22 protein-coding genes are annotated in these 20,639 nt (G+C 53.0%); 13 read left to right on the top strand and 9 right to left on the bottom strand.

Translation table 11 applies throughout. The features are described from left to right. Positions 1-297 precede the first annotated feature (297 nt). The 5 genes from ACIQUI_RS18890 to ACIQUI_RS18870 all read left to right on the top strand — a co-directional run bounded on the left by ACIQUI_RS18890 (position 298) and on the right by ACIQUI_RS18870 (position 5,917). Positions 298-2,226: a Mu transposase C-terminal domain-containing protein gene (locus ACIQUI_RS18890; RefSeq protein ID WP_403201453.1), complete on the top strand. Its 1,929-nt coding sequence runs from the start codon at positions 298-300 to the stop codon at positions 2,224-2,226. Between the two features lie 429 nt (positions 2,227-2,655). Then, positions 2,656-3,558, top strand: a complete 903-nt coding sequence (locus ACIQUI_RS18885) for a TniB family NTP-binding protein (RefSeq protein WP_403201450.1) — start codon at positions 2,656-2,658, stop codon at positions 3,556-3,558. Further along, the gene (locus ACIQUI_RS18880; RefSeq protein WP_403201448.1) at positions 3,558-4,424 is read left to right on the top strand and encodes a hypothetical protein; all 867 of its coding nucleotides are present in this window, start codon (positions 3,558-3,560) and stop codon (positions 4,422-4,424) included. The genes ACIQUI_RS18885 and ACIQUI_RS18880 overlap by 1 nt, the downstream gene beginning before the upstream one ends. After that, complete coding sequence (locus ACIQUI_RS18875; RefSeq protein ID WP_403201446.1) at positions 4,399-5,400, top strand: hypothetical protein; 1,002 nt, start codon at positions 4,399-4,401, stop codon at positions 5,398-5,400. Before ACIQUI_RS18880 ends, ACIQUI_RS18875 begins: the two co-directional genes overlap by 26 nt. 118 nt (positions 5,401-5,518) lie before the next feature. Then, on the top strand, positions 5,519-5,917 hold the full coding sequence (locus tag ACIQUI_RS18870) for a hypothetical protein (RefSeq protein WP_403201443.1): 399 nt from the start codon (positions 5,519-5,521) through the stop codon (positions 5,915-5,917). A 123-nt stretch (positions 5,918-6,040) separates the two neighbouring features. Here the strand turns inward: ACIQUI_RS18870 and ACIQUI_RS18865 are convergent, their stop codons facing one another. Continuing rightward, positions 6,041-6,529: a helix-turn-helix domain-containing protein gene (locus ACIQUI_RS18865; RefSeq protein ID WP_403201441.1), complete on the bottom strand. Its 489-nt coding sequence runs from the start codon at positions 6,527-6,529 to the stop codon at positions 6,041-6,043. A 216-nt stretch (positions 6,530-6,745) separates the two neighbouring features. On the opposite strand from ACIQUI_RS18865, the gene ACIQUI_RS18860 reads away from it, so the two are divergent. The 5 genes from ACIQUI_RS18860 to ACIQUI_RS18840 all read left to right on the top strand — a co-directional run bounded on the left by ACIQUI_RS18860 (position 6,746) and on the right by ACIQUI_RS18840 (position 9,544). Beyond that, positions 6,746-7,480: a metallophosphoesterase gene (locus ACIQUI_RS18860; RefSeq protein ID WP_403201439.1), complete on the top strand. Its 735-nt coding sequence runs from the start codon at positions 6,746-6,748 to the stop codon at positions 7,478-7,480. Then, positions 7,480-7,827: a hypothetical protein gene (locus ACIQUI_RS18855; RefSeq protein WP_403201437.1), complete on the top strand. Its 348-nt coding sequence runs from the start codon at positions 7,480-7,482 to the stop codon at positions 7,825-7,827. Before ACIQUI_RS18860 ends, ACIQUI_RS18855 begins: the two co-directional genes overlap by 1 nt. 152 nt (positions 7,828-7,979) lie before the next feature. Further along, a complete protein-coding gene (locus ACIQUI_RS18850; protein ID WP_403201435.1) occupies positions 7,980-8,477 on the top strand; it encodes a hypothetical protein in 498 nt (165 codons plus the stop codon). Positions 8,478-8,532: 55 nt separating this feature from the next. Continuing rightward, positions 8,533-9,159: an HAD family hydrolase gene (locus ACIQUI_RS18845; RefSeq protein WP_403201432.1), complete on the top strand. Its 627-nt coding sequence runs from the start codon at positions 8,533-8,535 to the stop codon at positions 9,157-9,159. Positions 9,160-9,277: 118 nt separating this feature from the next. Then, a complete protein-coding gene (locus ACIQUI_RS18840) occupies positions 9,278-9,544 on the top strand; it encodes an antitoxin Xre/MbcA/ParS toxin-binding domain-containing protein (RefSeq protein ID WP_403201430.1) in 267 nt (88 codons plus the stop codon). A gap of 51 nt (positions 9,545-9,595) precedes the next feature. Here the strand turns inward: ACIQUI_RS18840 and ACIQUI_RS18835 are convergent, their stop codons facing one another. The 5 genes from ACIQUI_RS18835 to ACIQUI_RS18815 all read right to left on the bottom strand — a co-directional run bounded on the left by ACIQUI_RS18835 (position 9,596) and on the right by ACIQUI_RS18815 (position 16,134). Beyond that, on the bottom strand, positions 9,596-10,225 hold the full coding sequence (locus ACIQUI_RS18835; RefSeq protein ID WP_403201428.1) for a hypothetical protein: 630 nt from the start codon (positions 10,223-10,225) through the stop codon (positions 9,596-9,598). A 143-nt stretch (positions 10,226-10,368) separates the two neighbouring features. Next, entirely contained in the window at positions 10,369-11,721 is a 1,353-nt protein-coding gene (locus ACIQUI_RS18830; RefSeq protein ID WP_403201426.1) for an ImmA/IrrE family metallo-endopeptidase, read from the bottom strand. 192 nt (positions 11,722-11,913) lie between these two features. After that, a complete protein-coding gene (locus tag ACIQUI_RS18825) occupies positions 11,914-13,125 on the bottom strand; it encodes a hypothetical protein (protein WP_403201422.1) in 1,212 nt (403 codons plus the stop codon). Between the two features lie 228 nt (positions 13,126-13,353). Further along, the gene (locus tag ACIQUI_RS18820) at positions 13,354-14,004 is read right to left on the bottom strand and encodes a hypothetical protein (protein WP_403201420.1); all 651 of its coding nucleotides are present in this window, start codon (positions 14,002-14,004) and stop codon (positions 13,354-13,356) included. Between the two features lie 312 nt (positions 14,005-14,316). Continuing rightward, positions 14,317-16,134 carry a hypothetical protein gene (locus ACIQUI_RS18815; protein WP_403201417.1) on the bottom strand — a complete coding sequence of 606 codons (1,818 nt, stop codon included), beginning with the start codon at positions 16,132-16,134 and terminating at the stop codon, positions 14,317-14,319. 501 nt (positions 16,135-16,635) lie between these two features. Here ACIQUI_RS18815 and ACIQUI_RS18810 point away from each other — a divergent pair. Then, positions 16,636-17,046, top strand: a complete 411-nt coding sequence (locus ACIQUI_RS18810; RefSeq protein ID WP_060483628.1) for a hypothetical protein — start codon at positions 16,636-16,638, stop codon at positions 17,044-17,046. Positions 17,047-17,334: 288 nt separating this feature from the next. Here the strand turns inward: ACIQUI_RS18810 and ACIQUI_RS18805 are convergent, their stop codons facing one another. Next, positions 17,335-17,712, bottom strand: coding sequence for a hypothetical protein (locus ACIQUI_RS18805; RefSeq protein WP_403201414.1), 378 nt, complete (start codon positions 17,710-17,712; stop codon positions 17,335-17,337). Positions 17,713-17,881: 169 nt separating this feature from the next. Here ACIQUI_RS18805 and ACIQUI_RS18800 point away from each other — a divergent pair, with 169 nt between their 5' ends. Next, complete coding sequence (locus ACIQUI_RS18800) at positions 17,882-18,490, top strand: helix-turn-helix transcriptional regulator (protein WP_339470258.1); 609 nt, start codon at positions 17,882-17,884, stop codon at positions 18,488-18,490. Beyond that, on the top strand, positions 18,480-19,301 hold the full coding sequence (locus tag ACIQUI_RS18795) for a ubiquinol-cytochrome C chaperone family protein (RefSeq protein WP_060483630.1): 822 nt from the start codon (positions 18,480-18,482) through the stop codon (positions 19,299-19,301). The genes ACIQUI_RS18800 and ACIQUI_RS18795 overlap by 11 nt, the downstream gene beginning before the upstream one ends. A gap of 648 nt (positions 19,302-19,949) precedes the next feature. Here ACIQUI_RS18795 and ACIQUI_RS18790 read toward each other — a convergent pair. Further along, positions 19,950-20,189 carry an aldo/keto reductase gene (locus tag ACIQUI_RS18790; RefSeq protein ID WP_403201411.1) on the bottom strand — a complete coding sequence of 80 codons (240 nt, stop codon included), beginning with the start codon at positions 20,187-20,189 and terminating at the stop codon, positions 19,950-19,952. A 206-nt stretch (positions 20,190-20,395) separates the two neighbouring features. After that, positions 20,396-20,563, bottom strand: a complete 168-nt coding sequence (locus tag ACIQUI_RS18785; RefSeq protein WP_403201408.1) for a hypothetical protein — start codon at positions 20,561-20,563, stop codon at positions 20,396-20,398. Between the last annotated feature and the right edge of the window lie 76 nt (positions 20,564-20,639).

The following is a 20,639-nucleotide window of genomic DNA, read 5'->3' as shown; positions in this document are numbered from 1 at the left end:
CGTTTGGCAAATTTCTCATAAGCCCAGCTCAACCTATCAAAGCCTGACGCCATCGGCCCCCCAGTGTTTTTTAGGCGTTGACAGCGGTCAAAATAAAATCGCCTAAATTGCCAGTCAATATATGACTAATTCAACTTTCACGCTCTTCGGAGTGGGGCTTGACCTTGCCGGTCTAGGAAGCAAAACTAGCTCGGCTTTCGCAGTGCCGCTCTTTAAAAACCATCAAGTGATAACCACTACCCATAAACAACGGGCAGATGCCATTCACCAATGGCAACTCGTCAAATGGTAGGCGGAATGACAAGTCGCAATAAAAAATCTGAAATAGACAGTGAGCCAACGATAGCGCCCGTGCTGGTCGCAAAATCCAAATCGAGCTCAAAGCTAAACCTGGATAGTTCGGATAAGACCATTGCTCGATTCGATCTTGCCAGCGACCGGATTCCGACGATTAAGCTTTATCTTTCCGGTCAAATCAGCGCTGTTGATGCAGCGAGGGCGATCGGTATGAAGCCATCAGGCTTCCATAAAATTATCCGGCGAGTGAGGGCACGTGGCGGTGATCTAAGTGCCGTTACGTCCAGCATGCCCGGACGTCGTCCGACGCCGTCCGAGCTTGGGGAAGAACTTGAGGAGTTGATCGTTGACTCCATCAAGGCCTATGCAGGGAAGGCAGCAACCATCGAACGTGTTTGGGTGACCGCCCAAATGCTTGCTGACGAGCGTGGTCTCAAACGGCCTAGCTATCATGCTGTACGACGGCGGCTTTTGAAGAAGGGCAAGCGGTTCCTGGCTAACATGAAGCTAGGGAAGGTTGATGCTGCTGACATCTTCGAGGCTCGCCCCGGGTACAAGGTTACGTCCCGCCCGCTTGAATGGGTTCAGATCGACCATACCCGTGTCGACATGATTGTCGTGGATGAGCATGATCGGACGGTGATTGATCGCCCTTGGGTTAGCTTTGCTATCTGCATTCATACGAGGGCGATTGTCGGGTTTTACCTGAGCTTACTTCCGCCCAATTCTGTAACAGTAGCGATGCTGATCGAGAACTGCGTCCTTCCCAAAACGGCCATGCTCGCCAGTCTTGGGCTGGATGCAAGCGTCTGGCCTATGCACGGCGTGCCCGAGGTCATACACGCGGATAATGCGGCTGAGTTTCGCTCAGAGGTGCTGAAGGCGAGGTTAAAACGTTTTGGTGTGAGAGTTGAACACCGTGACGTCGGTAAAAAACATCAGGGAGGGCACATTGAGCGCTTGATAGGTACGATGATGCGATCTCATATCCATTTCTTGAGGGGGACAACCTATTCCAATACACAGCAGCGAGGTGATGAGAACAGTGTGGCTAGGGCATCCATCTCTATCACTGCACTTAGGAAGTTTTTCGTCTGCGCCATTCATGCTTATAACGATCGCAAGCATCCGGCGATAAAGATGTTTCCCTCCCAAAAGTGGGATGAGCATTTTGGGAAGCATTCACAGCCTCGTCAGATCGACGATTCTTTGCATGAAGGATTTCGGTACGCACTTTACCCAGAAAGGCCGAAGCTCATCCGCGCAGGCGGGATCGAAATGCACGGACGGTTCTACTATGCACCGTGCCTGCAGAACAAAGTGCGAGAAGAACTAGTAGTTAAGTACGACCCAAATGATCTTTCGAGGATATTCGTAGACCTTGAAGGAGATGGTAACTACGTAAGTATACCAGAGTACAGAAATCAGATGCGGCGTAGCCACGACTATGCCCTGTACAGGGTTGAGCGGCAGGCGAAGGGTGAGCGGGATGGCACCTACTCTGCTGACGCGACCGCGTCTCTTGCTTTGGGCAATGCAATCGTCCAAGAAGAGTATCGGCGGACTGCTCAAAGCAAACGCCAAGCTGCCAAAACGGCAGGCAAACGCGATCAGCGGAATTATACCGAGTCGCTTGATTCCAGGTCTCAAGTCACCACGCAAGCCGAACCTGAGCTTAGGGATCAAACGGAACACTTGGATAGCTTCCTTGACAATGCTGCAACTGCCAAGCCGGCCAGCAACGCAAACCCCAAAACGCCCAAAAACACCACAAATCCCAAACCCGAAGATTCCAAAGTTCGGAAAGGGCGTGCAGCACTTCGAGCTGTAGAGGGAGAGCCAAAGGCCTCCGAGCGTTCCTGGCACGGCTTTTCGAGGAGCAACGTGGCAGAGCAGATCGACTTTGATGCGCCACCGACTCTCTACTGAAGCTGGCTTGAGCTTATGAACGACTGGGACTAGGCCTCAGACTGGGATTCAGTCAAGACTCCGTCCCAGACTAACCTCAAGCCCAGTCCCAGAATTCAAAATCAGATTCCAAATCCCCGATCCAATCAACAAGTGTGAGGTAAAGAAACCACAATAGTTACTTTCCAACTTCTACACCCTGCATGCAGGGTGCTTAAGATCGTGGTTATCACCTATTCGGCCTGCTTGCTCAGCCCATGCTGCTGATTAGATACGGAATAACTATAAGAATTAGTCGGCATCTAGTCAACGCATCTGCAGGGCGCTACAAAAAACAAGTCCGGAAACTTATCGGTGCGGCCTAAGACTTTAGTTTAAAGATACAGCTTAGGCTTCAGCGTGCCTTGTAATCATCAATACCTATTGCACATATATATCTGGAGATAAATTATGGATCTTTCTCATGTGCACTTCAGCTGCCACAAACTATTTGAGCTGAGCAATCATGATCGGGCTATGTTCTGCCTGAAAGATTTTTTCGTTCCGCACCCCTCCGCCGAGCGGTTGTTCAAAAAGATGGACATGATTATGTCCATGCCAAGGAAGGTTGTTGCCCCTTGCTTGTTGTGTTTGGGTCAGGGGGGCGTCGGAAAGACGAGCATGATCGAGGAGCTTGGACGCAGGAATATCACTTCTGTGAACCGAATTGTCACCGTAACGATGCACCAAAACGCGGACAATATGGGTCTGAAGGAGCTGATACTTGCCGAGATGGGGTTGGACACGAGCCGGAGAGCCCGCCAGTCTCGGAGGATCAGTCCGGATCTCCAGCATCTCATCAAGAGCCAGAACATCAAAGCCATTGTTATTGATGAGGTGCATGATGCGCTTACGCTCTCGCCTTTCCAGCGAAAGGTCAACCTGTCGCTGTTGAAGAACCTCTCAGGTTCCACTTATGGCCTTTCGGTATTCGCCTTTGGTGTGCCTGACGCCGCCCGTTTCTTAAGGGAGGATCCGCAACTCGCTCGTCGTTATGCAGTTCACGACTTGGAAACTTGGTCGAATGGCCAAGATGTTCGGAATTTCGTGTTCAGCTATATCCACCGGCTGCCCCTGAAAAAGCCGACGGATTTTCGTGACCAGGAACTCTGCTTGGCCATTGTCGAGAAGTCGCTGGGGATCACCGACAACATCGTCAAGATTCTGCAGGCATCGGCTTGGGCTGCGATCGCAGACGGTACCGAACGCATCACCCTGAAGCATGTTCGTGACGTAGAAGCCATTATGTCGATGGAACTGGGAACGAGTTTGCAGGGCCTGCACGACGTGAGCATGGAGAAGGACTGCGCGTAATGACGCCCTCTCAAGCTAAAGCTCTAGCTCGGGAAGTATTGGAGGACGATTTCGTCCTCCCGTATTTTTCAGCGGAACAGCGGGACATGATCAAGACTTTAGAACAATCCATCTGCCCCAGAGACCCACTCACTCAATTAAAGGCAGAGGCACATACAAAAACAGAAGAAAGTACAGAGGCAAACGTGATGCTGATGGATGGTATTTCAGGATGCGGCATCACAACGTTATTCAGAACGCTGCATCAACGTCACCCTAGTAGCATTCAGCTCCTGCAGGGTGATATGTATATCGGCGGATCTGAATTTTTGGATCATTTGTCTGATGCATTCCATGTCAGGCGCAAGCACCATCCCAAAAAGAGAGTGTTGGCGCCGAATTTGGTACGGACTTTGTCGCTCGCATCTCAAAAAATGATTCTGGTCGATGATCTAGATGTATTGGCAAGTGATATTGAGGACTATGACACGGTTTTCGGTGTTATCTGTCTTCTCACAGAAGAAATTCGAGATCTCAAATTTGTAATCTCAACGCGCAGTGCTCTACTCCAAAATAGGTTTGCCAGGTACTTGCGGCTTGGTTGGCGCCGCTACACTTTTAGGCGGCGGCTGACGGATGAAGAATACCATGACTTCGCGAGGCGCCTATGGGAGGGATTGAATCGTGAGTACTCGCTCAGCCTTACTACAGAAAGCCTTAGAGCCCCTGAACCACAATTTGGCTTAGACATTCAGGACGTCAATAGGTCTCTCAGGCTGAAGCTAGTAGAGCAATTCCTTTATCAGCAAGGCGCAGTGGCGACACTCAGCACGACGAATGATTTAAATGAGTACGAAAGCTATGTCCTCCAGTTTCTCTATACCTGAGCCTTATCCTGATGAAACGTTTTCGTCTTGGATGTACAGGGTGCGTGAGGTCAAGCCTGAGCCTGAAGTGCGAGCGCTTTGGAGCATGCCCTCCGACGCATGGGAAAGCTCAACGCTCCGCGCGCCCTACATCGAAGCTTTAGGGGGCAGAGGTAATGACTATGACTTTGATTTCAGTCTACCAGGGGTCAAGGCGTTTGCAGAATGCTATGAGATCTCGATGGAGTGGATCGAATCCATGTTCCGTCCTTCTGAGACTCAAATCATACCAATCTACTTTCGATCAGATTACTGCCTTGCTTGTATGGAAGAATCGGTGACGGCAACTGGCTTTCCAGTGTATCTCAAAAGCTGGCGATACTTATTGAAGCCCTTTTGTGAGGTGCATGGCTGTGTTCTGCGTAGTGCTGGGAATTATCTGCATGACTCAGTGGATTTTGCGATGGATGTTTTCGAATACGACAGCGCGCGCGATCATGAGTTGGAGCGGGAAACGAAATGGCTCGAGAAGGACAGGGAAGTACAGCTACTTGCCAGAATGGTCGTTGAACGCGCAGACAAACTAATAAAAGGTTCTCATGATCAGGTAGTGCAGCGTAACGCTGAACACTTTCTGTTGACGCTTCTTCGTCTTGCACTGACGACCGAGGTCGTGGGCGATTACACGTCAGTGCTTAAGTTTAGGGTTCAGTCGAGTAGCGAGTTTGATAATGTAAGCGGGATTGCTCTGTTTCATCAGTTGCCATTGCGCGTAACGGCGATCGCTCGCGCTCGGGCGTTTTATCTGGTAGGCCTGCTATTGGGGTGGATTACCGACGAGCAAGCTGCGGATGCTCGGCCAGATCATGACCTTTATCTGAGCACGTCGGGATCTTCTTTGTGGCGACGGATTAACTTGTCGCAGGGCCTTCGTACAATGCTACAGCTGTACAGCACTGATTTTCTGGGCGTGGCTTCTTTGAAAAGCTGGAAGTAAGCGCGTGTATAAATATCTCATACCCCTTTACTGGGCTCCCGGTTTGCGCGTCCGTACGGTGCCCGCTAACGACTACGCTATCACGCCAGTCTGTTTCTTGATTGATAGTGCAACTGGCATGATCATTTCATACAGCTTCAGCTATGGTCTGCCACGTTGCAAATTGCACGTCCTTGCACAGCTCGCATTTCAGGAAAAAATTATTCGCTCAGCAGCAGCTAAAAATTTGTACAGGAGTGCCTCAGGGGACATACCTTTAGCGAAGCGCAAGGTACAGACTGATGCGTACCAGTTATCTCTTGAAACACACAGGTACCCTAGGCCTAATACGTTTGACTGGTCAAAAGCCGGTGTACTTATGGCCCATATGTTTTATGATTGGGACTATGCAGTGCTCAACGAGCTCGATAGTTTCCAGGTAATTAATTCGAGCCAGCTTGTCCGGATTTTGGATCGTCTAGTAAGTCGCTTCAATAGTGCGGTTGACTCCGGTGTCGTCAACTTTTTTGACGCCTGAGCCCGAGCTTTCCGACATGGGATCCCACCAGCTTGCTTGACTAATGTTAGGCTGTGCTAGCCTAGCTAATCTCTATGAGGGGTTCGCAAGATGGTTGACGCCGTAGCATCGGGCCAAGCGCCCTTACTGAATCAAACCACCCTCTAGCGTCTTCCACAGCTTGCTCACCGTCGATTTGGCAAGCCCCAGCAGCTCCGCAGTCTCCTTCTGCGTCTTTCCCTCAGCCTTGCACTGAAGCACCGCTGCTCGATTGGCAGCGCCTGATCGAATGCGACCGTGAACTGACTGAAGTTTGCCGTCGGTGAACTCGCCGTCGAGCTTGCCCAGGACACCTAGCTTCTCAAGCTTAGTGATCTCGCCGGCCAAGTCTTTCAATAATTCCCTCGGGGTCTGGCTACGGACATGAGCGCTGGCCACGGCCACGAGCGCTACAAGATCAACGTCCAATGCAATGGCGATGTCTTCGAGCGAGGACAGGGTAGGGCTGCTTTTCGCGCGCTCGATGTTGTTCATCTGTCGAGCTTCGACCCTGCCATGAAAGTCTTCTTGAGACAGGTTTCGGGCGGTACGTGTCAGCCTCAAGACTGCGGCCAGCGGTTCTCTCAACGACATTTGGAATATCCAAATGCGAGGATAAAGCCATATTGCGCGGTTCGACTCAATGCAATATAGTGCTGTGAAACGAACTGGCTGGCACGCTTGCGCGCTGTTCTGATCGAGGATGTGAAGACCGGGATGCTTCCGCTCCATTGCGCCGGTAGTCCCGGCACGCATGCGCCCTGTGATCCAGCTGCGTCAATTTATAGCTAAAGCTTCAAGGCCAGCGTTTTGCGAATCAGAATCTACTCAGACCTCCACGCCGAGTTCCGCCGTTTCGACCCGCCGCCCCTCGACGCCGGGGTTGACCTGGTAATCCTCGCCGGCGACATCAACAAAAAGGCCAGGGGCGTCCAATGGGCCAACGAGACGTTCGCCTCCCAGGTCGTGTACGTCGCAGGGAACCATGAATATTACGATGGGCACCTTGATCGCACCTTGCAGAAGATGAAGGACGCCGCGGCCGACCACGTGCATGTTCTGGAAAACGAATCGCTGATTCTGGGGGATGTCAGAATCCTCGGCAGCACAGCATGGACTGACTTCACGTCAACAGGGAACTGGGTCGCGGCTAGCAGTGCCGCTAGGCAGTGCATGAACGACTTTAAGTACATTCGATGTGATTCCAACTACAGACGACTTCGAACGGACGACCTGATTACCCGGAACCGCATCGCCAAGGACTGGCTCACCCAAGAGCTTGCTCGACCATTTGACGGCAAAACGGTAGTGGTGACCCATCACTCACCATCTCCCGTGGTGATTGGTGAGCAGCATGAAGGGCATCTTACTGCAGCGTACACCAACGACTGGCCGCGCTTGATCGAGAAGGCCCATGTGTGGGTGTTCGGTCACACGCATGAGGCTACAGATGTTGAGCTGGCCGGCTGCCGGGTGATTTCAAACCCCCTTGGCTACCCTGGGGAGAGCACCGGTTTTGACCCTTTCTTTGAGATTGAAATTTGATGTCGGATTCTGCGAAAGCCCTGAATTTTCTTGAGCTCCGAGAAGGCACGTTCCTGAAGACGGATGTGCCCTTGGAAGTCATTCGGGCACAGCGCGAGGACTGGGGCGTCATCATTGATGCGTACTTGTCCCAGGCTGGGCGCGTTGGCCAGCGATATGCAGCCACGGTCTTTAGCGATCTATCTGGCGTCAACGCGAATGGGATGACCGTTGCTACACCCCCTTTGCAGCTTGTAGAGGAGAGGGCTGGGTTCAAGCTCATGCGTAGTGTTAGCGGGAACGATCACTTCGTGATTACAAGCGAGATAGGCACACAGCCGATCGGTACCACGCTCGGTCAAGGATAAAGAGTAACCGCGTTTAATTTGACCTCCCTTGCTCAACCAGGGTGGGGGATTCATGCGAGTGATTCAAATCACGGGTTTCGCTCGCCTCAATTTCGGGGCCACTAAGGTGATTTAGCTGCTGCTCCGTAGATTAATGCGCCTAAGGAAGATGCATGTCCGACCTCAAGAAACAAACGCTGACAGTCAAGAATTTTAATGTCAAAGCTAGTGCCGATCTTGATACGCTTTATGACACGGTTCGCTGCGAAGATGACCTAGGAACTACGTTTCACTTCCAAGAGGTTGTGATGCTCAACTACCTCAAACGCCATGGCGCCATGATGACTGATATTCCGCGAATTTGGTATTTCAAGCACCTGACCAAGAAGTCTATCGTTTTGGTGGCAGTCGGGAAGCCGGATGGGAAAGTGGAGTATGATCTTGATCATATGAAGCTGGTGACAAGGTCTAGCGTTTTGAAAGGAGTTACGATGGCTGTGGCTGCGATTCCTGCAGGGGTTATTATTGCAACTGCCACATACGGTCTCGGTCTGTTGTTCATTCCAATGGCGCTTTTCTACAGTTGCAGGGCTGTCTTCAAGATTCCGCGTATGTTGCGTCGTAAGACGCTGGTGAGTGATTTGGCTCAGCATGGAGTTATCGTCCGCTAGTCGCAGAGTCTTAATGTCGGCTATGATCTATTCTCAAATATTCTAGGAAATATTGATGATCGCGGCGGTGATATTTGACGTGTTCGGTACAGTTGTCGAGATTCGGAACCGTCAGAATCCGTACCGGCAGCTCCTGCGCCTGGGTGCAAAGCAAGGGCGCGCGGCATCCTCGAACGATCTGGAATGGATCATGACCCATGACACTGAGCTCCACGAAGCCGCGGATGCCCTTGGAATCCACTTGGGCTCTGGAGATCTGGCTCTGCTGAAGGATGCTCTTGAGCTCGAGCTGCAGTCGATCCAGGTGTTTGATGATGCCTGGGCCGCGATTGAGCTGCTCAGAGCATCGGGCACAAAAATTGGCGTCTGTTCAAATCTGGCAGGGCCTTATTGCAGAGAGGTGCGGCGGTTGCTTCCGGGCCTTGATGCCTATGCCCTTAGCGCGGAGTGCGGCGTGATGAAGCCCGACCCAATCATTTACCGAAGTGTATGTTCAATGCTTGGTATTGAGCCCGGGAATTTATCCGATCCGAAACATGGGCAGGTCTACATGGTGGGCGACTCAAAGAAATGTGACGAACAAGGGCCGCGTGCGTGCGGAATTGTGGGAACACATCTGGATCGCTACGGGGCGGGACGGTTCCAGAACTTGCTAGAGTTCGCCAAATCAATCGTCATATAGAGTTCATCCCGATCCACCTTTTGCACGCGCCTTCTGTGATGGCGGGCGGGTAACGAAACAAGCGAGTGAAGATATTCAACCGGAATAGTATGGCCCTTACTCATCCTGAGGTATAAGCATGAACATGCTTGAGATCGTAGCGCCATGCAACACTGAAGTGATCAGTTGTTGGAGTCTTGATCATCGCAGTCACATTGCTCGGTACCAGCAGATATGCTGGGTCGCAAACCAGGTCTTTGGTAACTCCGCGCTCAGTGCTGATTGGATGAAAACTTCAAGAGTAGAATTTGGCGATCAAGCCCCATGCTTCCTACTCTCCACTCCATCAGGGTATTCAGTGATCTATAAATGGCTCATGCGCCTCGATCACGGGATCTGCATCTAACTAATGGAGATGTAAAAGGCCTCATCGGTAAGATGAGGCCTACTTCACGGGTTACCGGGTCTTCGGATACCAGTTGCTGTCACCTGCTGCGATTTCGCCGGGATTGTAGCCATAGCGGGTTTTGAGCACGGCCTTCAGTTCGGTATAGTTGCCGGAGAGGGTGTCCTGAATCATGGACACATAGAGGTCGAACGAGGGGTGCTTGCGCCAGTAGTCACTGTAGACCGCCTTCGACAGCGAGCGATCGAACCATCCGCGCAGCAGCAACAGCAAGCCCTCGAGTCGTACCTCAGGGCTCTCTGCGGAGAGCGCCTGGTTGCGACCATCACGCTTCATCACTTCACGCTGAGCATAGTGGGCAGGGCTGTAGCTCAAAGCTTCGCTCGCCTCATGGAAACGCTCATGAATCTCTCGGTGGGCTTCGCGATCTTCTTTGAGGTCAGCCGCGAAGCTGAACTCGCAGAATGAGCATTTGCTCACGCCATCAGAGTCAGGGGAGGTGTGGACATGCAGCATGAGCCATTGGTCATACAGGCGGGTCGCTTCATGGTAGTTCCTGACCCCCAGCTCTTGGATGGCAGCCTTGTCTTGACGCTGACAGAGCTTGAGGGAGGGGTAGGTGTCTTTCAGTGCTTTCGCGAGACGTTTGACTTGCTTGATGTGGCTGTAGGTAACCTGCATTGTGCAGCTCCTGCTTACGGGCCTGGCGTCCACTACAAGGCAACCTGATGATATTCAGGTCGGGGTGTTTCAACTGTCACGATAGTGCTAGAGCTTCGCGAGCGTGGACTGCAGGCACCTACCGAGCACCTTGCGCGGCGAGACTAGCACCATCGCCTTCGGCTGACAATCTGGGCAATGGAAGGCGATCGATTGGCCGCAGAGGCCTCTACTAGAAGTCCCAAGCTGCTCAAGCGTAAGCGTACGGCTGCCTTGGATACGCCGAAATGTACGCTCAAATTCTCCGAAACCAGATAAAAGAGGCGGTGATTGACAGGCTGGCTGTCGAGGTAGAGGAAGCCATGCCCGCGGTTACGGATATCGTAAATCAGAGCAAGCCGCGCGAGCCTCTCAAGGAAGGCCGTCTTCGGCATGAGCAAGTGGGCTGCGAAAACGTTGGCTTGCCACTCCAGTCGCTCCACATCCGCGGTAGGCATTTGGGTGCTTTGCTGCAGTTCGAAGTCTCGAGGGTGGAGCAACTCGCGCTCAAGGTAGCGACCGTGTTCCAGATAAAAATGCCCTAGCTCATGGGCCAAGGTGAAACGCGCTCTTGGTTCGTTCTTGTCGTCAGCGAAGATTTGGATTAGGGGTGGATTGAACGAGATACCGCCAAGGACTGACATAGATGCTCGGCTGAAAGTAACTCCCAATCCGCTAATTTTGAGCTCGTGATCGATCAGTTTGGACAGGTTCACACGTCCGCAGGTGTAACCGATATCCTGCAGTACCTCATTTGCTTTCGCCTCAATCTGATGCTCCCTGAGATACGTAACCCGCTGCCTAACAGCGGGCCGGTGCTGTATCACATGCTCCAGTCTCGCGTTCTCGCCGTCAGGGGCCGCCAGCAGCCCCTGGAGAACCCCTCTCCAGGAATTTGTGAAGCCGAGAGGGGTGGTGGCGTAGGTGCTATGCAGTGCTGGCTCGTACGATTGCTCGATCATTGCGTTGCGGATTGCTGCACTCCTGCGCTCAGAGGCAGTCATCGTTCCCGCGAGCAATGAACGAGAGAGCTCCCATTTGAAATTGCCTTCATCAAGGTACCTAACCGCAGCCATGCCTTTGTTGCGGGCGAAATTCAGTGCACTCGACTGGAAAGCACTTGCGGATACGAAAATACCTTTACCGTTAAGGCTCGCGACCTGATCGATTTTCGAGCTGAACTCTTCTACGTCGTCGATTGGGATGGTGCCATCGTAATTTTTGCATTCGATCAGCACGATCACTGAGGGATCCTCCCTATCCGGAAGTCGCACCTCGATAGCGATATCGAACACGATGAAGCTCTCTCGATATCGGGAGAAATACTTTTTCTTGCGAAAGATCTTACTGAACTGAGGCGCGAAGAGGAGTCTGCCGGCTGCTAGCTCACCTGAGAGAAAATCAAACACCTTTTGCTCAAATATCTCTCCTTTGGCATAGGTGCTTAGCTTCGGTGTATCCGATACTGGAGGCGTCATTCCGTTCCGCAGGCCTTCTCCAAGTCATTAGGCCGGAACAATAGCTAAAAGCCATGACGCATCCAAGCCTAGAGCTGGCTCCACAGGTATGGGTAGGGCATCTTCTTATCCGCTCGGCCCAGCGACCAACGCGCCACCAACACAGGCGAGCAGAGCATTGGTCGAGGATGCCGTTCCTGGATCTGGCGACGGTCAAGCTTGGGATGTATCGAAGCTTAATCGGGGATAATGGCCGGTCTCAATGGCGACACTTAGGATCTGATCAAAGGCCGAAAGCAACTTGGCCTCAGACGAGCAATACCGGGTCATTCGCTCGAACTCCGCATAGTCAAAGAAAACTACCGGCAACCCGAATTTTTCCATGGTTTTGATGGCCAGATCGCTGTAGATATCAAACTTGTCGAGAAAAAGCTCCTTCACCACGACCACACCCACCAAAGGGCGGGCAGACAGATCAATGTCGAGCTTCTCGTTATCCGCGAGCTTGAGCTCAAGGCCGGTGGTTCGTCGAATGCACGATACTGCGCCCCCGACCTGTGAAAGCCCCCCTTTAAGCTGACTCACCGACTTGCTTTGCTTTCGCTCGAGTGAAGTTCTAAGGCCTTGATCAGTGTTAGGGCTATCTTTCGCCTGGATGAGCAAGGTGCAGTGAGTCCCAGCCACTGCAATGTCGACGAGTTCCTCGTTGTCGGCCACCTTCACGGGTGAGTGAACAATCTGCCTAGGTGTGTAGGCGCGCTGCAGGAGCATGATGATATCTAACTCTTGTTGAGCGCCCGGCTCGGGGCGCTGAAGCGTGGAGCGTGAGAAACCCGGAGATCCCAGATAGCCATGCGCATCTTCGCGCATGTTGTAATGAACGAGGTCAACCGGTAATAGGGTGTCGCTCAGCTTCACTGGAATGGCTCTGCAGTCATCATCGTCACTGCGCCAGGCGAACCACTCGTGCGCGCGCTGCATCAACTCAACACCATCGCTTCGGGCAGCTTTTGCACAGGACTGCAAAGCAGCTCGGAAAGCGGATAGCTCAGCGTAAGCGTTGCAGGCAAACACCTCACGATTGTGTTCGTCAAAAAAGCAAACATCGAATGCATTCGGTAATTTCTCGAGCGCTTCTGGCAATCGCTCACCAGCGATCAGTGGAGACAAGATAGTGAGGGGGCTGTCGGCGTTGTCAAAAAAAGCCGTTACTACAGCCATGCAGGGCTGTCCGCTGATCTGCGCCGGCGCCAGGTAGAACTTGAACTCACCTTCGAGCTTGGCGGTTAGGATGCTCTCTTTCGACGCCTTGATGATGAGCACTGTGCGGTTCAGCCCCGACTGCTGGCTACTTAGGACACTCAAGCCCCCTGAGAACGTCGCAACGGAAGCCGCGAGTTCCGGTCTCATGATGGTCAGATACATGTTCGCTCCAAGCTCAATCGCTAGCTCCAGGTCGAGTTTTAGTCGCCGCGCCGTGCGGACGTTGAATTCACCGACTCAGAGCTCGTAAGGAGGCGCACCTACTGGCAGCAGAGTACGTCCAGTTCAAACCCAAAGACTGAAGATCCGGGGTAAGGACTCGGAGAGGTGATAGGGCCACCGACGGGGTGCGCCTAGACGCCGCGGCACTGAGTCACGCGAAGGTGTTTCTCATGAAACCTTCCGCCCCATCTGGAAGAGCGCGGCCTCTATAGATCGTAGATCCGGGAAATTGACAGGCCGCTCAGCCTTGGCAAGTGCAGCACCCAGTAACCAATTGGCCCTCACGTTCCAGAGGTAATGGTCAGCAGGGTCGCTTCTCAGTGTGGTGAAGACGGATCTATCGGGGTTCCTAAAGGGCGCCATTTTTCCGTTCCCTGGCAGGCAGCCGAATCTCAGCGACGATGGCAAGCTGTTCACTGGCTGCCTCAGATCGTCTACCCACCAGCGGCGTACCAGCCAGACCAAAGCAGCGGCGACTCGGCTGTCGTAGATGATGAAATCTTCAAGCAGAAGAGCGTAGACCTTGGTCATGCCCGAGTTGAAGCGCAAGTTGGCAATGGTTGTGGTGTCATCGTCCCGTGAGTGGTCGAAAACAAAAGTGTTGAGAATCGCGTGTAATCCAACGTGGTTGTGCAGCAGCCAGGGCTTATTACCTTTGTTGTTTTTGTTGGAGTAGACACCTCCCCAGTGAAAAATGGCGGCTACTGCTCCTGCGAGCTCAACGTGCTTGGCAGCACCGCCGGTGTAGGCTTTGCGAAGCTCATGCTGAAGCGTCCTAAGGACGGCAGCGTTTGTGGCCAGGCCGCTATTGCGTAGCATCGGAGGTACGACAGGGTGTCGATACGGGAATCCTGGAACCGATGGCGGAAGTGGAGCTTTAGCCCTGGGGGGCCATTGGTACGCGCTCAAGGCATCGTGGAGATGGACATAGGACGCAGTGTCCGGGACTGCAAAATGGATAGGAGCGCCGTCCAGTCTGCGTGCCAGCCATTCGATAAAATCGACGATCCGTCCAGTGGTGTATTGGCTTTGGTGCATACGCTCTTTAGAACTCAAAGACGGAACGGTTAAGCCTGAAACCCGAGGCTCATGCTGGTAACGTGACAAGATAGTGAGTGTGAGCTTTCGTGCTCACTCTTGGCATATCACGCATCCGAAAGCACCGACCTCGGTGCAGGCAGCAAAAAAGGACGACAGCAACCAATAAAGCTGGACGAAGTAGGGGCTTGGGGTACGCCCCGCCTCGATGTCTTTGAAGGCTTGTTCAACAGCAGTTTTGCTCAGTGATGAGGTGACGATGGCCACCCGTTTGAAGGTATGAGGGGCATTCCGGCAGAACTCAACCGCAGTTCTGGAGGCCGCGGGTGTACCGCGACAGGTACGATGAATCCGCGTCGTCACTCCACCATTGCTATAGAGCCGATCCCAAAGGGCGAACTTGTTGGCCATGGCGGCAGCGGGTAATGCGAGATTGCCTAGGTTCTTAATGGCCTGGCTCACAGAAACGTGAAACGCGCCGGCGCCGAGCGTGAGATCGCCATGCTTTGCGTGATAGAACGTGATCCTTGGGGCAGCAGGATCCGTGCGAAATCCTATGAAGTCAGCCCACTCATCACCGAGGTCATCGCAGACCATGACATCGTCATCGGGAGCGACCGTCGACAGCACCGCGCCGAAAGTGGAGTCAGGATCGAACATCCGTTGGGCAGCAGTGAATGCGCCTTTCTCATCCGTCACGGTCGCGAGTTCTGCATTTTCGAACAGGTAACCAAGGAACTGGCTGCCACCGTTGATCAAGGAGTCGTCCTGGTAAAGGCTGCCGTCCAGGTAGGCAAACCGTGGTTCGTCGAACAGGATGATGAACATATCTTGTTTGTCGATGAACTGCTTAAGCTGGACGCGATCCTCGTCGGCCCCGAGAGCAAACTGGGTGTCTTCGACGTAAACATCGGCGAGCAACGGGAGCGTGAGGCGTTTCAAGGCGATTCGTGTTTTGTTGATAGCGATCTCACCGACTTCAACGCCTGTCGCAAGTTTTGACAGCAGCAGCTTACCGCTGACGTTTTTAGCGACCCCCAACACCTCAGTCAGTTCGGCGAGTATCGGATCGACCTCTAGCTTCGGCAGCTCTCGATAGACTCCACCATCCCGCTTTACCAAGCGGATGATTTTGCCATCAAAGATGGCCTGCCCAAGGATGGCGGTGTCTACTGCCAATTGCGTAGGGTTGGCCGTGAGATCCGATAACTCCAGTGGTCGCGCGAACGCTTCCAGGAAAGGAGACGACGATGGCCCTCCAGCTCGAGGCTGCAGGCGGTCGATGATACTGCACGCAAAATCAACCATTCCCAGATATCCAGCACGATCTGCCCGAAGCGAAATTCGACCGGTTCGCGGTGTCGTAGAGAAGTGCTCGTCCGCTTCAGTAAAGCTATAGCCCAGAGGGGCAAATCGAGCCGAGGAGGCCATGCCCACATTGTTCTGCAAATTCTCGCCTTCGAGCGTTTTGCTGCGCAACGCAAAGCGAGACAACGTCATATGCCGTAGCCGAACCTTGGCAAAAACGGAGGCCTCGCTGGTGAGCCCGCGATCGACATCCTGAGCGCTGATACGCTGCAGGTGACGCTTTGCGAAATCAGCGGGGATTTCGAGCTGGGATTTGAAAATGGCGACGTAATCACGGTGCTCCACGATCAGCAAATACCCGGTTACCCGATCGATCACATCATCTGCGCCAGGTAGGAAAGCGGGTGTCTTGTCGAACTGGAAGGACAGAGCAGACCAGAAGGATGCTCCTTGTGGCTCACGAATGAACGAGAAAAGGTTGTTCGAGGGGGACGTGTGGGTTGCTCTGATTGCTCGGAACAAGCCTGTGATCGCGACTGCTGTGATCGGTGCTTTTTGGCGGTAGAAGTAGCAAGATTTGCTGGCTTGAAGCTCGTCAATCATGTCCGTGTCCCTACGACGGGTATGAACCGTAAAGTCCGTGAGACCGAACGGTAGCCCAGTGCCATTACGGCTGTCCAGCGGACACGGATACTGACTCCCCCCTCTACACGGTTTCAAAAAGGGCGACAAGACAGCCCACCCTATGCGGTCGCAGTTTCTGGAGTTCGTTTTGCCTGGAAAGCCCTACGGCAGAGAGATGATGCTCAGGCCGATGGCATTTTCGCCTGTTAGACTCTCGACTTTCTGCGGTGTGAGTAGCGGATGCCAATGGGGTGGCGACCTTCTTTGCTCTCGCGACTGTTCGAGAGGTCGGCACCCTGGTGTCTGCCTATCGATAGTACCCGCACAGCGTAACGCTCTGTGGGCAGACGTAGCCGACAGCTTCAATCAAAGGTGAGCAGGAGAGGAACGGCGATTTCGCGTCCTGAATTCGGGTTGTGGAGTGTAGGGTTTTGCGGCTCAATATGAATCGTCTTTTCCCTCCATCATCCAAGGAATTTCATGATACAGAGGTACGACAGCTCAAAGGTGGTTGTGAAGCGCTTTTTCACCCGGCCCTATGACACGCCTGAACGGGGCGAAAAGCTCATCAGAGAAGCGTTGACCCTGTGCTCCCTCGGCTACCTCAATGATAGCTATCCCGTCAGCGTATTTGCGCAAAACAAATTGCTTAAATTGATTCGGTACTGTTCAGGTGGCCAGATTTCCGCGTTCTACGAAGACCTTCAGCAGGAAGTTCATGCTCTTCTCGTGGGCTACTTGACCTTTCAAGCGACAGATGAGCCAGAGGTCGTAGCGGTTGAGATTCTCGCTCAGCTATCCAGGCATGAGCGTGTGGCATGTGAGGCTGGCGCGGTACTGCTGGAGTGGCACAGTAAAATGCTGGAAGAGGTTGGGACAGCATATGAGTAAAGTCTGGTTGACGCTTGCTAAGCGCACCAGGAGCTAAAGGCATGTTGGCGCTCAGCCTGATAGCGGCTCAAACAAGCGGGGCTCGCGCACGACTGCTCCAAACGTGATCGTAGGTTATTGTGGCGATCCGCAGCATGGCCTTCAGCAAGGGGGCTATGTGCCCCGGATCTTGGAAGTGGGAATAATCGCCAAAAAATTGAGAGCGTTCATTGCGTATGAACCATGGATAAGCTGGATTACTGCTAGATATATCAAGGGGCTGCGATAGCAGCCCCTTGGTCATCTCGCCTACTTTACGTAAGCCTTCTCTTCCGCAACCCCAAACTGGTAGGTTACTTGGCGTTGAATCGCCTGGCGGCCACCTACTTGAATCATGTAATTAATGCGCTCGATGTCCAAATCTTTGGCGCACTGCTTTAGCGTTTTTGCGATATTGTAATGGATCTTTCGTACATCCTCAGAATAGTTGAAATTATATTCTGGGTAGTCAATCACCCAAACAGTATCGACGCTATCCAGTTTCACCCACTCTTCTTCGGCGAAAAACTTGTAAGCCTTCTTGCGAACAGCGTTCGCATTTTCAATGTCAAGCGACAGTGTTACATGAGTCATTTCGATTTCCTTAACGACCTTACTACCGGGATGCAGCAAGTTCGAGAAGATCATGTCAGACACTTTGTTCCACTTTCCAGCACTGATGAGTGCCTGAGCTCACAATGTCCTCCGTACGCTACAAAGTAAGCGCACGCCGTGGATTGTCCGCGTCAGAGGACATTCGTGCTGGACAGGTCAAAAGCGGACGATATCATTGCGCCACCAGTAAGGACGTGGCCGCATGACAACAGACGCTATCGCACCAGGAAGCGAAATCCTCAAGAAGACACAACGCGGGCTAAGCGCAAACCTGCTTCGTGCCATGCAGGTTTCCGGCATCACCGAGAATGGCGAGCCCAAGAAACTGACGCAGCAGCACCTCTCCAAAGACTCAGGCATTGCGCGATCCACGATCAGTAAGTATCTGACGCAGCACACCGACGCCAACCCTGACCTTGAGACACTCTGCCGCTTGGCGTCCGCGCTTAACATTTCTCCAGCACTGCTTCTGATGAGTGAAGAGGACTGGCTCCAGCTTGCACGTGCACTACTCGAAGTCGGTCATGTGCGGAATAACGAGTCTATAAGCTCAATGATTGAGGCGCTGGGGAATGAGCAAAATAACCGCCCTATGACCCGGGCTGCCACGGTGCTACGTATGGCCAAGTACGTGGGCGTCGAAAATCGCTCTGATTCGATCTTGGGAAGGAAGGTTCAGCAGGGCATTCTCGCCACCGCTGCTATGCCGGCGCATCCGGATTTCGAGCAAGGCATCTACACACACCTTTTACCTCTGTGCATTGTGATGGGTGCACGGATCATTGACCGGGGAGTAGCCCATGAATCTTGATGAAATCCTATCGACCTCCAGCATCGAGGCTATTCTATTGGTCTCTGATGCCGAGGATATCAGTGCTGTTGTGAATTACCTCACCGACAACGGGGAAGGTCGACTAGCGTTGGATGGTGACGTCTGCAAGCGTCTCGTGGCTGCCCGTGATGCAGGTCGCTATACAGAGTCCGATCATCAGCTGATCGCAAAAGAGATTCGCCTGTTTGGTGGCAACTCGCTGCTCAACCTGTTCCGCAAAGAAGGGGTTGCATATGACGAAATCGTCAGAGATGTAGCCAAGCACCTCAAGGTCAATTTCGCAGACGATCCCGTCAGCGTGATTGAGCAGGAGATTCTCGGAAAAATCCTGTCTCGTGCATTCGAGCAAATGACTGATGCGGAACGCAAAGCGATCTTGGATGAACTGGGGGTCGCAAGTTACTCGACTGCAGGCCCAGCAGCAGCGATCGCCACCATTTGCGCCGCGAAAGCTGGAGGCTTTGCCACCTACAAGATCGCAGCGATAGTGGCGAATGCCATTGCTAAGGCCATTCTCGGCAAAGGGCTTTCGTTTGTAGCAACGGGCCAGCTTATGAGGAGTATAAGTGTTGCGATTGGGCCTGTCGGGTGGGCGATTACTGCACTGTGGACAGCCGCTGACCTTGCCAGTCCTGCCTACAGGGTTACGGTTCCATGCGTTGTTCAGCTGGCCTACATGCGCCAGAAAGCGATCATGGCACGTACCGTCAAAACCTGCAGTCAGTGCCAGCATCCGATCGCGAATTCAGCGCGTTTTTGCTCAGAATGTGGCAAGGCTGCGGCTGCTTAATTACTAGTTCGTTAGGGTAGGGGTGCCTACCCCCAACAAGAGGAAGTACATGCAAGGAACAATCAAGTTAGCGACCTACTGGCATAGGGTCGACTCATTTGAAATGACACGGGAAGACCTTGAGCGTTTCCGGGGTCATATCGTCTCAGAATCGGATGAGCCCATCCGAATTGGAGCCACTGTTTTTAGGTGCGTAAGGGGTTTCATGTGCTTCGCAGATAGCGGAGTGCCTGAGGAATTACACTTCCTTGAGTCCCCCGCGCAAATTGTCGATTTGATTGACGCTGCGCTGAGTAACCTGTCGTCGTGTTAAAGTGCAGAGCCTGCGGGTTCGGGACGTTTTCGTAGCCACGTAGGATCGGGACGCTTCGAACGCTCTCAGTCTCTTATGCACCATGATTCAGGTTTCTTGGAAAAAGGGCCGAGATGGCATGGCAAAGTACGGATGTTGGCATGCCTGAACATCGAGAACTCATTTTCATGAGGATGAATCTGATAGGACGCTTAGCCTTGAATGCACCTACCATGCGCAGCCCGCCTAGGCGGAGGCCAGTAGCTTGGCGCTGGAGCTTGAGTTTGATTTAGCCCTTCTCATCTTAATGGGAAAAAAAGGCGCCGAAACCAGCGCCTAAATGAGAGGAGCAGACTTTACGAAAAGGTTTCCGGATCGGGGCCAAGCCTCCGGTTCTGATTCAATCTATTGATGAGCTGCACATCATCAGGCGGTAGTTCAAAATCGAAGACCTTGAAGTTTTCGGTAATCCTCGCCGAGGTTACTGACTTCGGAATCGCTATGAGCCCTTGGTCTAAGTGCCACTTAATGATCACCTGGGCGGCTGTACGATTATGCTTCGCTGCAATTTGCTGGATAACAGTATTTCTATCCAAGTGGTGATGCTCCTGTAATCCCAGGAGTCGCTAGCGCCCGGCTAATCGCTTGGGCGAAGACATTTGTACCCGCGACGATTGGGGCTTGTCGTTCAATACTGGCTCATTCATTCGTTTTTGCCAGATATTGAGGCCTTGGGGCGCAATGACGGCAGGCACACGGTAGCCCCACCTGATCGCCCTTGCGGAGTCAGCGTTGGAGGACGTCACTCATGCTTCATGAGCAGGGCTTGCTCCAGCGCAACGGCTAGCGTTTCCAAGGCATCGGCCAGACGGGAATCTTCGCGGGCGTCTCCGCTCGAAGGAACAAATTCCCGGCAGTGGCGCAGCAGCGCGTCGCGATCGTTGTGGTTCAGATCCAGTTGAATGTGCATGTTCAAGGTTTCCGATAGGGTTGAGGTGCCACTGGCGTCCTGGCGCTCAAGCGCGCTTTCGCAGAATATTGCGGGC

The organism is Pseudomonas sp. NPDC090592, assembly GCF_044769185.1.
Classification (GTDB): Bacteria; Pseudomonadota; Gammaproteobacteria; order Pseudomonadales; family Pseudomonadaceae; genus Aquipseudomonas.
Note: the sequence above shows the minus strand (reverse complement) of the source record. Positions and strands in the feature narration are given on the sequence as shown.